The following is a 13,686-nucleotide window of genomic DNA, read 5'->3' as shown; positions in this document are numbered from 1 at the left end:
GGCTGACCCCGAAGGCCCCGCTGACCACCCGCCTGGCCGAACCCCCGATCGTCATCCGCTGACCCCTGATCGCCGCCGAAGGGGCGGGCAGCGGTCAGGGCTGGGGGTAGTGCTGGTCGTGGGCCTGTCTGGGGCCGCAGACCGACGCGCGGGAGCACATCGAGCGGGAGCCGTCGGCGTCCAGGCGGACCGTCACCGCGTCGCGCGGGACGCTGTGGCCGACCACCTTGCCCTCACCCTGCGGCGTGGACACCCGGCTGCCGACCGCGGGGGCCGTCTCCTGGAACTTCTGGTACAGCGGGTGCTCGTACTTCAGGCAGCACATCAGCCGCCCGCACGCGCCGGAGATGCGCAGGGGGTTGAGCGGCAGGTCCTGGTCCTTCGCCATCCGGATGGTCACCGGCTCGAAGTCGGTCAGGAACGTGGCGCAGCACAGGTCACGCCCGCAGGAGCCGATGCCGCCCTGCACCCGTGCCGAGTCGCGGGCGGACAGCTGCCGCAGCTCGACCCGGCAGTGCAGGGTGGCGCCCAGGTCACGGACCAGGGAACGGAAGTCGACCCGGTGCGGCGCGGTGAAGTAGATGGTGGTGCGGTCGCTGCCGTTCTCCGGCGTGGCCAGGACGTGGTCGACGGCTACCACCTTCATCGGCAGGCCGTGTTCGCGGATCAGCCGCTTGGCGGCCACCTTCGCCTCGGCCTTGCGCCGGCGCAGCATCTCGTCGCGGCGCAGATCGTCGTCCTCGGCGAGCCCGGCGAGTTTCGGGAATCCGTCGGTGTCCTCGGTGACCCACTGGGCCGCCCAGACGCACTCGGCCACCTCGGGCCCCTCGTCGGTGGGCACCAGCACCCGGTCGCCCACCTGCGGGCGCAGCTCGCCCGGGTCGAGGTAGTAGAGGCGCCCGTACCGGTTGAAACTGACCGCGCAGAGCATGCCCATGCGCCCCACCCTACGCGGATCGGGGCCCGCCGTACGGCGGGCGGTCGCCGTACGGTCACCGACAGCGGCGATCGGCTCCGTCGACCCGGCCGAATCGCCCCTTCGCCTCGCCCGGACGGCTGAAACCTCGCCCGCCGCCGGGACAAGCGTCTGCCGACAGCGTTGAGTGAAGACATACCTGCGGGGGGTGCAGGGGAAGTCCACGGCGTCGCCGCCGTTGCCCGGCCACGGCCGGTCCGGCGCGCGGCGCCGTGGACCGTCAGTAGCCGATTCGGGTGGTGCCGCCGTAGTGCGGCGCGACCGCCGGCCGATCCCGCCAGACCGTCTCGGCGAGGCTCGGCCCCCACTGACGCAGCAGCGTCTCGGCGCCGTCGTAGGCGACTCCGAGCACGCCCAGGATCCGGGTGGCGATCTCGGCCGCGGCCGACGCCCCGGCCGGTCCGGCGTGGACGCCGGGCCGGGTCGCCGCGTGCACGGCGACCGCCTCGGACGAACCCAGCACCTCGGCCAGCGCGCGGGCCAGCGCGACCCGGCTGCCCTCCACCCAGCCGGCCAGCGCGTCCGCGTAACTCGCCGTCGACTCCAGCCGCCCGACCAGGCTCTCCGGCCCCTCGTCCAGGTGCCGGAGCAGTGTTGCGCGCGCCTCGTCGTACGCCGACGCGGCGGCGCCGGACCAGGCGACCTGGTCGCCGAGCAGGGCGCAGGTGTCGTCGTACCCCCGGACGAGCCGGCGCACGGCGTGGCCGGCGTCGGTCAGCGGCGCGGGGTGCAGGTCGAGGAACTCGCGCACGGCCGCGCCGGGGAGCACCTGCATGCGGCGCAGCAGCGGCCAGAGGCGGTGGCCCTCGGGCGCGCCGGCGGCGAGCAGCGTGTCGACGCGGGCGAGCAGGTCGAGCCCCGGCTCCGCGAGGCGGTCGAGCGCGTCCATCAGGCCTCCCGGGCCAGCCGCCGGGCCACGCCGTCGTCGGCGGCGGCATAGCGGTCGGCGGCGCTGCGCAGCGCGGCCGCGGCGGCGGCCAGCCGGACGGCGGCAGCCTGTGCCTCGCGCGCCCGGTCGGCGGTGGCGGCGGTCCACTGCCGGTGCAGCGCGCGGCCCACCTCACCGGGCCGGCCGGCGGCGTGCGCGCCGAACGCGGGGTGCGGCGGGTCGGTGGCGGTGACCGTGCGGGCCAGCGTGGCGAGGGTCGCGCCGGCCTCGTCGAGGCGGGCGGCCAGGGCGCGCAGCGTCTCCATGTCAGGCTCCCGCCAGCGGCCGGTAGGCCGCGAACGTCTCGTTGTGCAGCTTCTCCCGCGCCCACTGCGCCGCGTCGGCGGCGGCGGTGACCGCCGCCTGCACCGACCCGGCCACGTCACGTGGGCTGCGGTGGTGCAGCGGCCCGAGGAAACGCACGTCGGTGATGCGCCCACCGGCTGTCACCACCACCTCGACAAGGCCGTCGGGCGAGCGGACGGTGACCTCGACAGTGGCCACCGCCTGGTCGAACTCGGCCTGCAGGTTCTCGATGCGGCGGTAGCGCCGCAACGCCTCCTCGATCCAGGCCTCGTCGATCTCGCCCCGCGGCATCGGCGGACTCCTCCCGGCCGGTCGGCCCCAACATCACTGAGCGTGCCGCCTCGATCACGGCGGCATCACCGGGGACCGTACCGCACGCCAATCGCGCGTGTCGATGCCCTGTGGACAGCGTGGAGCGGGCGTGGGTCAGCCGCGCCAGAGGGCGAGCATCATCGCCTCCACCGCGATCCGCGGCTTGACGTTCGCCTCGATCGCCGCCCGGCACTCCAGCACCGCCTCCAGACGGCGCAGCGAGCCCTCGGCGTCCCACTTCTGCGCGCCCGCGCCGGCCAGCGCCGCGGTGTCGGTGTGCACCGGGGCGACCGGCGCCCGCAACGCCATGGTGAGCGCGTCCCGGTAGAACCCGGCCAGGTCGACAAGCGCCCGGTCGAGCGCGTCCCGCTGGGCACGGGTGGCCCGCGACTTCTGCCGCTTCTCCAGATCCTTGAGCTGGCCGGCCGCGCCGCGCATGGCGCCGGCCGCGCCCCGGCCGGTGCCGCCCGCACCGAGCGCGGTCTGCAACGCCGTACGCTCCGCCTCGTCGATCTCGACGACCGAGGCGGCGGCCTCCGCCTCGGCGGCCTCGATCAGCGCCGAGGCGGCGTCGAACGCCGCGCCCACGCCGGTCAGCCGGCGCGGCACGGCCAGCACCGCGTCGCGCCGCTGCCGGGCCTCCGGGTCGCGGGCCAGCCGCCGGGCCCGGCCCACGTGCCCCTGCGCGGCCGCCGCGGCCCACTCGGCCACGTCCGGCGCGATGCCGTCCCGGCGGACCAGCACCTCGGCCACCGCGGCCGGCGGCGGCTGGCGCAACGGTACGACGCGGCAGCGCGACCGGATGGTCACGGAGATGTCGTCCGGGTGGGTGGACGGGGCGCAGAGCAGGAAGACGGTACGCGGCGGCGGCTCCTCGATCGCCTTGAGCAGCGCGTTGCCGGCGGCCTCGGTGAGCCGGTCGGCGTCCTCGATGATCACTACCTGCCACCGGCCACCGGACGGCGTGCTCGCCGCCCTGAGCACCAGCGCGCGCATCTCGCCGACACCGATGGAGAGCCCGTCCGGGACGACGAGGCGCACGTCGGCGTGCGTGCCGGTGAGCGTGGTGTGACAGCCGGGGCAGCTGCCGCATCCGGTGCCGTGCACGCACTGCAGGGCGGCGGCGAACGCGCGGGCGGCCACCGACCGGCCGGATCCGGGCGGCCCGGTGAAGATCCAGGCGTGGGTCATCCCGGCGCCGGGATCGGCTTCAGCGGCGGGTGCCGGACCTGAGTCGGCGTCGGTGCCGTCGAACTCCTCGGCGAGCGCGTCGAGGTCGTCGTACCCGCCCGCCGGCGCGCCGGCCGCGACGGGCACGGCGGCGCGCAGCAGCGCGGCGGCCGAGGCGGCGGCCCGCCGCAGCGTGTCCACCGCCTCGTCCTGCCCGACCAGATCGCCGAAGACGTCGGTCATCTTCGGGGTTGCTCCATCGTCACCAGCTCCGCGTCGGATAACTCGGGCTGGACCGAGGTGTCCGGACCCTGCGCCGGACGCGGGTGCACGATCCCGCCCGGGTCGGCGAGGAACTCACCCACCCGGCGGGCCACCGCGTCGGCGATCTCGTCCACCGGCCGGGACGCGTCGAGCACGAGGTAACGCTTCGGGTCACCGGCGGCCAGGTCGAGGAAGGCGTACCGGACGCGCTCGTGGAACGTCAGCGACTCGGCCTCCAGCCGGTCGGCCCCCTCGTTGCGCGTCTCCACCCGGCTCAGGCCGGTACGCGGCTCGACGTCGAGCAGCACCACCAGATCGGGCTTGAGCCCGCCGGTGGCCCAGGACGAGAGCCAGGAGACCTCGTCCACCGGCAGCGTCCGGCCGGCGCCCTGGTAGGCGAGCGACGAGTCGACGTACCGGTCACTGATCACCACCGCGCCGCGCACGAGCGCCGGGCGGACGACAGTCGCGACGTGGTGCGCCCGGTCGGCGGCGTAGAGCAGCGCCTCGGCGCGTGGCGACGGCGCCTCGTCCGTGCCGGTGTCAAGCACCAGCGAGCGGATCCGCTCACCGACCGGTGTGGCGCCCGGCTCGCGGGTGACCACCACGTCCCGCCCCTGCGCGCGCAGGCGCTCGGCGAGCACGGCGAGCTGGGTGGACTTGCCGGCGCCCTCGCCGCCCTCGAAGACCACGAAGAGACCGCTGGAGACGAACGGCTCGGCCGGCATCAGCGGGCGGCCCCGGATCGAGCCCCACAGGTCGGCGAGGACCGGCACGCCCTTCTTGTCGTCCATCTGGCCGAACGCGCTGATGCCGGCGATGATGCCGGCCGCGCCGGCGGCGAGCAGCAGCAGGCGGGTCGAGGAGATGGAGATGCCCAGGTCGGCGATGGTGAGCTGGCGGGAGCCGCCGACGCCGACCAGGAGGCTGCTGAGCGCGATGGCGAGGATCAGCACCAGCCGGGTGCCGATCTGCACCACCGCGAAGACGCGCCCGCGTACCTCGTCGGCGACCTCGCCGCCGAGCAGCGTGGTGCCGGCCAGGAACGCCATGCCGGCGCCCGCGCCGACCAGGATCGCGCCGAGGATGGCCATCGACAGGTGGATGGCGAACGCGAGCACCAGCACCGAGGCGCTGGCGAGCACGATGCTCATGCCGAACCAGCGGCGGCGGGACATGTCCCGCACGATCATCGGGCCGAGGCCGATGCCGAGCGCCAGGCCGACGAAGATCGCGCCGAAGAGCAGCGAGAACGCGGCGTCACCGGCGCCGAGCGAGTTGGCGAAGAACTTGGCCGTGCCGACCACGATGCCGCCGCCGGCGAACGCGCCGAAGATGCCCAGCACCAGGCCGCGGACGAGCGGGGTCTGGCCGATGTACTTCCAGCCCTCGGAGAACTGCCGGAACATGCTCTGCTCGGAGCGCTCGGCCTCGCCGCGCTGGGCGTGGCTGATCTCCTTGATCCCGAACGCCACCACGAGCGCGGTGGCCAGCCGGGAGAACGCGTTGAACCAGAGCGCGAGCTGGGCCGGCTCGGCCCAGTTCGGCAGGTCGCCGCCGACCGCGCCGCGGACGCCGCGGTCCAGCACGGCCAGCGCGATGGCCGCGGCCACCGGCGTGAGGCCGTACGTGGTGATCAGCGTGAGCTGGTTCGCCGCTTCCAGCCGGGTACGCGGGATGAGGTTGGGAACCGCCGCTTCCTTGGCCGGGATCCACATCAGCGTGATCGACTCGATCAGGAACGTGGCGATCAGCGCCCAGCCGACCACCAGCCCGCCGGCGGCGCCGGTCAGCGCGTAGAGCGGGATCGAGGCGAACAGCACGAAGCGCAGCAGGTCGCAGATGACCATCGTCCACCGGCGGTCGAACCGGTCGGCGAACACGCCCGCCACCGGCCCGAGCACCAGCGCCGGGAGCAGCCGGATCGCTGTCACACCGCCGAACGCGGCGCCCTGGGCGGTGCTGCCGGAGACCTGGGACGCGGCGAACAGCGCGGTGGCGAGCAGACCGAGCCAGTCGCCGAAGGAGGCGGCGCTGAGGACGATCCACAGCCTGCGGAACGGCCGGATGCGCAGCACCGAGCGGATGGCGGCGACGCCGGAGTGGTCGGCGGCTGTCCCGGGCGACGACACGCCGGGCGACTCGCCGTTGTTCTGGCTTTCGATGGCCGTACCTCCACGTGCCGGCCCAGGTCTGGGCATCCCCGGTGGAACACTCTAGTCGCGCGGGAGGAGCAGGCCTGCGCGACATTCACCTGCTCGCTGAGCCTAGGCCGCCGGGACCACCGCCCGCAGCCCGGACAGACGCGAGGGTATTTCGCATTCTCGCCCAGACAGTTAGCGTGCAGACGTGGCCATCGACCGTGACAAACTTCGCGAGCGTCTCGACCGGGCGACCGCTCACCTCGACCCGCCGTACGCGGTGGTCGACCTCTCCGCGTTCGACGCCAACGCCGGCGCGCTGACCGGCCGGGCCGACGGCAAGCCGCTGCGCGTGGCGAGCAAGTCGGTACGGGTCCGCGAACTGCTGACCCGCGTGCTCGGCCGCCCCGGCTGGCAGGGCGTGATGGCCTTCACCCTGCCCGAGGCGGTCTGGCTCGCCCGCTCCGGCGTCAGCGACGACGTGCTGGTGGCGTACCCGACGGCGCACCGGGCCGGCCTCGCCGAACTGGCCGCCGACCCGGCGCTCACCGACGCGGTGACGCTGATGGTCGACGACCCCGCCCAGCTCGACCTGATCGACCAGGTCTGCCCGCCCGCGCGCCGCCCCGCGCTGCGGATCTGCCTCGACCTGGACGCCTCCTGGCGGCCGCTGCGGGGCCGGGTGCACGTCGGCGTGCGCCGCTCCCCGGTGCACAGCGCCACGGCGGCCGGCGCGCTCGCCGCCGCCGTCGCCGCCCGGCCGGGCTTCCGGCTGGTCGGCCTGATGTCGTACGAGGCGCAGATCGCCGGTCTGGGCGACGCGCCACCCGGGCAGGCGGTGCTCGGCTCGGCGATCCGGGTCGCGCAGCGCGGGTCGTACCGGGAACTGCTGGCCCGCCGCTCGGACGCGGTCGCCGCGGTACGCGAACACGCCGACCTGGAGTTCGTCAACGGCGGCGGCACCGGCAGCGTGGCCGCCACCAGCGCCGACCCCGCGGTCACCGAGGTCACCGCGGGCTCCGGCCTGTACGGGCCGACGCTGTTCGACGCGTACCGTGCCTGGCGGCCGACCCCGGCGGCGTTCTTCGCCTGCGCGGTGGTCCGCCGCCCGGCGCCCGGGCTGGCGACGGTGCTCGGCGGCGGCTGGATCGCCTCCGGCCAGGCGGCGAGCAGCCGGCTGCCCCGGCCCTGGCTGCCGGACGGCCTGAAGCTGCTCGGCGCGGAGGGCGCCGGTGAGGTGCAGACGCCGCTCGCCGGGGACGCCGCGGACGGCCTGCGGGTCGGTGACCGGGTGTGGTTCCGCCACGCCAAGGCCGGCGAGATGTGCGAGCACGTCAACGAGGTGCACCTGGTCGACGGGGACGCGGTGGTCGCGACGGTGCCCACCTACCGGGGCGAGGGCCACGCCTTCCTCTGACCCGCCGCCGGCGTGACGACGGCGGGCCCCGGCGCACCCGGGAACCCGCCGCTCGGCGTGCCGCTCAGCCCTGGGACACGGCCTCCGTGGGAGCGTTGACCTGCCGGTGCAGGTACTCCCGGATGAGGGCCTTCGCCTCGACCAGCACCCGCTCGTCGCCGTCGGTGCGGCGGCGGAAGGCCAGCTTGATCAGGGCGTCGGCCGCCTCGACCGCGACCTCCAGGTGGAACCGCAGGTCGGGCACCCCGGCCAGGCCGAAACGCTCGGTGAGTACGCGGGCGAGCTGCTCCGCGATGACCCCGTTGTTGTCCCGCTGGTCGTCCAGCAGATGCAGGTCGACCACGTCGCCGAAGTGCAGGGTACGGAAACCGGGGACGGTGCGGTGCATCGAGATGTACTCGTCGATCGCCGCGTCGACGCCGTCCCACCAGTGCGTCAGATCGTCCGACGCGAACCGCTCGTCGAGCCGCTGGAGGTAGGACTCCATGGTCCGCAGCGTCAGCGCCTGCACGATGGCCCGCTTGTCCGGAAAGAACTGGTACACCGACCCGATCGCCACCTCGGCGCGCTCGGCGAGCAGGGTCGTGGTCAGCCCTTCGTACCCCACCTCGTCGACGAGCTCGGCGCAGGCGTCCAGCATCCGCTGGACCCGCGCGACACTTCGACCCTGCACCGGTACCCGACGCAGCGGCCCGGTCGTGGCGGCTGGTGTGGACACTCGGCGCCACCCCCCTTCGACGGATGAACATATCTGCACGTCACGAGTCTGTGACTACCGGTACAACGAGCCGGGCTCGATTGCGGTATTTACCAGGCACAACGTTCCTGATATGAATTCAGTTCATATTCATGTCGAGGAGTGGCCGCGATGACCGGTACCACCGCCACCTGGTCCAACTGGGCCGGCAACCAGCACAGCTCCGCGCTCCTCACCGTGCGCCCGCGTAGCGTCTCCGACGTCGTCGAGGCGGTCCGTCAGGCCGCCGCGGCCGGCCGGACCGTCCGGGCCACCGGCAGCGGCCACTCCTTCACCGCCACGGCTGTGGCCGACGGGCACCGCATCGACCTCGCCGAACTGGAGACAGACGTCACCGTCGATGTGGCGCGCCGCCTGGTCACCGTACCGGCTGGAATGACGTTGCACACGCTCAACGAACTGCTCGCCGGGCACGGCCTGGCGATGCCGAATCTCGGCGACATCGACGCCCAGACCATCGCCGGCGCGCTCTCCACCGGCACCCACGGCACCGGGGCGAAACTGGGCTGCCTGTCCACCTTCGTGGCTGGGCTGACGCTCGTCACCGGCACCGGCGAGGTGCTGCGCTGCTCGGCCGAGGAGAACCGCGACGTCTTCGACGCCGCCCGGGTCGGGCTCGGCGCGGTCGGCGTACTGGTCGAGGTCACGCTGCGCTGCGTCGACGCCTTCGTGCTGCGCGCGCACGAACGCCCCGCCCCGCTCGCCGAGGTGCTCGGCGACCTGCCCGGCCTGTACGAGGCGCACGACCACGCCGAGTTCTACTGGTTCCCGTACACCGACCGGGTGCAGGTCAAGACCAACGACCGGGTACCCGCCGACGACCAGCCGCTGCCCGGCTGGCGCGGCTGGCTCGACGACGAGTTCCTCTCCAACACCGTCTTCGCCGGCGCCTGCCGCCTCGGCCGCGCCGTACCCGCCCTCGCCCCCACGATCAGTGCCGTCTCCGCCCGCGCGCTCACCGAACGCACCTACACCGGCCGCTCCGACCAGGTCTTCTGCACACCGCGCCGGGTCCGCTTCGTGGAGATGGAGTACGGCCTGCCGCGCGAGGCGCTGCCCACGGCGCTCGCCGAGCTGCGCCGGATCGTGGACCGGCTGCCCTTCAAGGTGCTGTTCCCGGTCGAGGTGCGGTTCACCGCCGCCGACGACATCTGGCTGTCCCATTCGTACGGGCGGGACTCGGCGTACATCGCCGTGCACCAGTACGTGGGCATGCCGTACGAGCCTTATTTTCGCGCGTTCGAGCAGGTGGCGACGGAGCTGGGTGGTCGCCCGCACTGGGGCAAGCTGCACTGGCGCGATGCGGAGTCGCTGGCCACCGCCTACCCGAGATTCACGGACTTCCAATCCGTCCGCACCCGCCTGGACCCCCACAACCTTTTCCAGAACCCGTACTTGACCCAGGTCCTGGGCTCCTGAAGATCTTGGTACGAAGACGCCCATCGAGGGGCGTCTTCGTACCAAGATCTCGGCGGTTGTCCACAGGGGCAGCGTGACGGGTGCTGTTCGGGTGGGGTTGCCGGTGTGGAGATGCCGGGGGACGACGCGGGGGAACTGAGCTGGTTGCTCTTCCGTCAGGCGCGAGTGCTGGGTGCGGTGCAGGCTCGGCGGTTCCTGTCCGAGAAGACGATCCGGCACCGCATCGCCAGCGGGCGCTGGCGGCAGGTGCACCCCCGGGTCTACGTCACGCACGACGGTCCCATCGGCCCGGATGAGCGGCGCTGGATCGCGGTGCTGGCGGCTGGACCGGCCGCGACATTGGGCGGACTCACCGCAGCCCAGTGCTGGGGGCTCAGGCGCTACGAGAGCCGACTCATCCATCTGCTGCTGCCGGCCCGGCACCAGACCCGGGCGATACCACCTGGCGTACGGGTCCACCGCACCACAGTGCTACCGCCGGAGGACGTGCTCGCGATCGGCCGGCCCCGCCGGACCATGCCGGCCCGCTCGCTCGTCGACGCGGCGCAGTGGGCAGCGACCGACGAGGAGGCACGGGCCGTCATCGCGGCGGGCTTCCAGCAACGCCTGGTCTGGGGCGACGACCTGCACCGGGTGCTGGAACGGCTTCCCCGGGCGCGTCGCCACCGCCTGATCCTGACGACCGCCACCGACGCGGCGGGCGGCGCCCACTCCCTCGCCGAACTCGACTTCCTCGATCTAGTCCGGCGGGCCGGGCTACCCGAACCGTCTCTCCAGGTCGTGCGGCGAGACGCCACCGGGCGGCGGCGCTACCTCGACGTCTGGTTCGAGCGGTGGCGTGTGCACGTCGAGATCGACGGCGGGCAGCACTTCGACCCGAGGACCGCCTGGGCGGACATGCAGCGGCAGAACGACGTCTGGTCCACCGGTGACCGGGTGCTCCGCTTCCCCGCCTGGGCCGTCCGCAACGACCCCACCCGTGTGATCACCCAGTTGCGTGCCGCCCTGCGATCCGCAGGCTGGCCCGGCTGAGATCTTGGTACGGAAACGCCCTTCCAGGGGCGACTCCGTACCAAGATCACTCGTTCGGGGTTGAGGTCGCCTTCTTGGGGGCCGCCTTCTTCGCGGGAGCCTTCTTCGCCGCGGTCGTCTTCTTGGCGGCCGTTGTCTTCTTGGCCGCCGTCGCCTTCTTGGCCGGGGCGGCCTTCTTCGCGGCCTTCTTCTTCGGCGCCGGGCCCTTCGCGCGTTTCTCGGCGAGCATCTCCGACGCCTGCTCCAGCGTCAGCTCCTCCGGCGTCTGCCCGCGCCGCAGCGACGCGTTGAACTCGCCGTCCGTGACGTACGGCCCGAAGCGCCCGTCCTTGATCACCAGCGGCTTCTCGGTGAGCGGGTCGTTGCCCATCTCCCGCAGCGGTGGCGCGGCGGCCCGGCGCTGGCGCGTCTTCGGGGCGGCCAGCAACGCCAGCGCCTCGTCCAGCGTGACGGTGAACATCTTGTCTTCCGAGTCCAGCGAGCGGAACTCGTCACCGCGCTTGACGTACGGGCCGTAGCGGCCGTTGTTGGCGAACACCTCGGTGCCGTCCGGGGCCACGCCGATGAGCCGGGGCAGGCGCAGCAGCTGCAACGCCTGCTCCAGGGTGAGGCTGTCCGGCGACTGCGAGCGCAGCAGCGACGACTTGCGCTCACCGCTGGCCACGTACGGGCCGAACCGGCCGGACTTGAGCAGGATCGGCTCGCCGGTCGACGGGTCGTCGCCGAGCTTGCGCTCACCGCCGCCGCCGAGGAACAGCTCGTGCACCTTCTCCGGGGTCAGCTCGTCCGGCGCGAGGCCCTCCGGGATCGGCGCCCGGTCGCCCTGCGAGCCGCCCTCCTCGCCCTCGCCTTCACCCGAGGCCGTGCCCGAAACCGAGGCCGTGCCCGAAACCGAGCCGGGGAGCGCCCGCTGCAGGTACGGCCCGTACCGGCCGACCCGGACGACGACCTCGCGGCCCTCGTCGTCGGTGAACAGCGGGATGGAGTTGACGCTGCGCGCGTCGATCTCGCTGAGGTTCTCGGTGACCAGCTTCTTCAGGCCACCGGCGTGCGCGATGGCCTGGTCGCCGGTGCCGTTGGTGCTGCCGAAGTAGAAGGAGGTGAGGAAGTCGACGGCGGCGTGGTCGCCACCGGCGATCTCGTCCAGCTCGTTCTCCATGCTGGCCGTGAAGTCGTAGTCGATCAGGCGCGGGTAGTGCCGCTCCATCAGCCCGATCACCGCGAACGCCAGGAATGTGGGGATCATGGCCTGGCCGCGCTTGGTCACGTACCCGCGGTCCTGGATCGTCTGCATGATCGACGCGTACGTGGAGGGGCGGCCGATGCCCAGCTCCTCCAGGGCCTTCACCAGCGACGCCTCGGTGTAGCGCGACGGCGGCTGGGTGTGGTGGCCCTGCGCGGCCAGCTCGTCGGCGGTCAGCGGCTGGTCCTTGACGAGCGTGGGCAGCCGCCGCTCGGCGTCCTCGGCCTCGGCGTTCTCGTCGTCGCTGGACTCGACGTACGCGCGCAGGAAGCCCGGGTCGGTGATGGTCTTGCCGGTCGCGCCGAAGTCGGCCTCCTCCTGCGCGGAGGAGACGGCACGGATGCGCACCGACACGCTGGAGCCGACCGCGTCGGTCATCTGCGAGGCGATGGTGCGCCGCCAGATCAGCTCGTAGAGCTTGTACTCCTCGGCGGACAGCTCCTTGACCACCTCGCCGGGGGTGCGGAAGTTGTCGCCCGCGGGGCGGATCGCCTCGTGCGCCTCCTGCGCGTTCTTCACCTTGCCGGTGTAGCGGCGCGGCTCCGGCGGCACGCTGCGCTCGCCGTACAGCTCGACGATCTGCCGGCGGGCCGCCGCGATGGCCGTCTCGGACAGGTTCACCGAGTCGGTACGCATGTAGGTGATGTAGCCGTTCTCGTACAGGCGCTGCGCGGTGCGCATCGTCTGCTGCGACGAGAACCGCAGCTTGCGGGCCGCCTCCTGCTGGAGCGTGGAGGTGATGAACGGCGCGTACGGGCGGCGGCGGTAGGGCTTCTCCTCGACCCGGGTGACGGTGAACGGCCGGTCGGCCAGGCGGGCGGCCAGTCCCCGGGCCCCGCCCTCGTCGAGGTGGACGACACCCGCTCCGGCGCGAACACGACCCGTGGTCGGCTCGAAGTCCTTGCCGGTGGCGATCCGGTCACCGTTCAGCGCGACCAGCGTGGCGTTGAACGTACGCGGGCCCTCGCCCGGCTTCGCCACCGCGAGCGTGGCCAGGATGTCCCAGTACTCGGCGGTGCGGAACGCCATCCGCTGGCGCTCCCGCTCGACCACGATCCGGGTCGCCACTGACTGCACCCGGCCCGCCGACAGCTTCGGCATGACCTTCTTCCACAGCACCGGCGAGACCTCGTACCCGTAGAGCCGGTCGAGGATGCGCCGCGCCTCCTGGGCGTCGACCAGGTCGCGGTCGATCTCCCGGGGGTTGGCCACCGCGGCCTGGATGGCCGGCTTGGTGATCTCGTGGAAGACCATCCGCTTGACCGGCACCTTGGGCTTGAGCGTCTCCACCAGGTGCCAGGCGATGGCCTCGCCCTCGCGGTCCTCATCCGTCGCCAGGAAGATCTCGTCGACCTCCTTGGCCAGCTTCACCAGCTTGCTGATCTGCTGCTTACGGTCGGGCGAGACCACGTAGAGCGCGTGGAAGCCGTTGTCGACGTCGACGCCGAGGCGCGCCCAGGGCTCACCCTTGTACTTCGCCGGGACGTCGGCGGCGTTGCGGGGCAGGTCCCGGACGTGGCCGAAGCTGGCCTCCACGACGTACCCCGGGCCGAGGTAGCCCGAGATCGTCTTGGCCTTCGCCGGAGACTCGACGATGACCAGACGGGTGGTTCCAGCGTTGCTCGGCACGTCTCTCCCCGACCTCACTCCTACGCCATGCCCGCTTCGGGCCGTGTTGCGCCACCCGGACCACGGGCGGTCCGGATGTCCAACGTAACGCG

Annotated in this window: 11 protein-coding genes; 3 read left to right on the top strand and 8 right to left on the bottom strand. The window is 73.0% G+C overall.

Annotated features, from left to right (window positions below; translation table 11 throughout):
• Positions 1-94 precede the first annotated feature (94 nt).
• From BAW75_RS20820 to tmk, 6 genes are all read right to left on the bottom strand, one after another.
• Entirely contained in the window at positions 95-937 is an 843-nt protein-coding gene (locus BAW75_RS20820; RefSeq protein ID WP_043327224.1) for a PSP1 domain-containing protein, read from the bottom strand.
• Between the two features lie 259 nt (positions 938-1,196).
• A complete protein-coding gene (locus BAW75_RS20815) occupies positions 1,197-1,865 on the bottom strand; it encodes a hypothetical protein (protein ID WP_064448457.1) in 669 nt (222 codons plus the stop codon).
• Positions 1,865-2,170 (bottom strand): hypothetical protein, encoded by a 306-nt coding sequence (locus BAW75_RS20810; protein ID WP_030503764.1) that lies wholly within the window; start codon positions 2,168-2,170, stop codon positions 1,865-1,867. Before BAW75_RS20810 ends, BAW75_RS20815 begins: the two co-directional genes overlap by 1 nt.
• A gap of 1 nt (position 2,171) precedes the next feature.
• Positions 2,172-2,501 carry a YbaB/EbfC family nucleoid-associated protein gene (locus tag BAW75_RS20805; RefSeq protein ID WP_104114601.1) on the bottom strand — a complete coding sequence of 110 codons (330 nt, stop codon included), beginning with the start codon at positions 2,499-2,501 and terminating at the stop codon, positions 2,172-2,174.
• A 135-nt stretch (positions 2,502-2,636) separates the two neighbouring features.
• On the bottom strand, positions 2,637-3,935 hold the full coding sequence (locus tag BAW75_RS20800; protein ID WP_104114600.1) for a DNA polymerase III subunit delta': 1,299 nt from the start codon (positions 3,933-3,935) through the stop codon (positions 2,637-2,639).
• A complete protein-coding gene (tmk, locus tag BAW75_RS20795; protein WP_244206191.1) occupies positions 3,932-6,088 on the bottom strand; it encodes a dTMP kinase in 2,157 nt (718 codons plus the stop codon). The genes BAW75_RS20800 and tmk overlap by 4 nt, the downstream gene beginning before the upstream one ends.
• 217 nt (positions 6,089-6,305) lie before the next feature.
• On the opposite strand from tmk, the gene BAW75_RS20790 reads away from it, so the two are divergent.
• Positions 6,306-7,514 (top strand): amino acid deaminase/aldolase, encoded by a 1,209-nt coding sequence (locus BAW75_RS20790; protein ID WP_104114599.1) that lies wholly within the window; start codon positions 6,306-6,308, stop codon positions 7,512-7,514.
• 64 nt (positions 7,515-7,578) lie between these two features.
• Here BAW75_RS20790 and BAW75_RS20785 read toward each other — a convergent pair whose 3' ends face one another.
• Positions 7,579-8,154 carry a TetR/AcrR family transcriptional regulator gene (locus BAW75_RS20785; RefSeq protein WP_030503760.1) on the bottom strand — a complete coding sequence of 192 codons (576 nt, stop codon included), beginning with the start codon at positions 8,152-8,154 and terminating at the stop codon, positions 7,579-7,581.
• A 219-nt stretch (positions 8,155-8,373) separates the two neighbouring features.
• Between BAW75_RS20785 and BAW75_RS20780 the strand changes: the two genes are divergently transcribed.
• Entirely contained in the window at positions 8,374-9,690 is a 1,317-nt protein-coding gene (locus BAW75_RS20780) for a D-arabinono-1,4-lactone oxidase (protein WP_208635283.1), read from the top strand.
• 111 nt (positions 9,691-9,801) lie between these two features.
• Positions 9,802-10,722: a DUF559 domain-containing protein gene (locus BAW75_RS20775; RefSeq protein WP_104114604.1), complete on the top strand. Its 921-nt coding sequence runs from the start codon at positions 9,802-9,804 to the stop codon at positions 10,720-10,722.
• A gap of 46 nt (positions 10,723-10,768) precedes the next feature.
• Here BAW75_RS20775 and topA read toward each other — a convergent pair whose 3' ends face one another.
• Positions 10,769-13,594, bottom strand: a complete 2,826-nt coding sequence (gene topA / locus BAW75_RS20770; RefSeq protein ID WP_104114598.1) for a type I DNA topoisomerase — start codon at positions 13,592-13,594, stop codon at positions 10,769-10,771.
• Between the last annotated feature and the right edge of the window lie 92 nt (positions 13,595-13,686).

It is taken from the genome of Micromonospora chalcea, from assembly GCF_002926165.1.
GTDB classification, from domain to species: domain Bacteria; phylum Actinomycetota; class Actinomycetes; order Mycobacteriales; family Micromonosporaceae; genus Micromonospora; species Micromonospora chalcea.
This window is presented reverse-complemented; position numbering and strand designations above follow the sequence as displayed.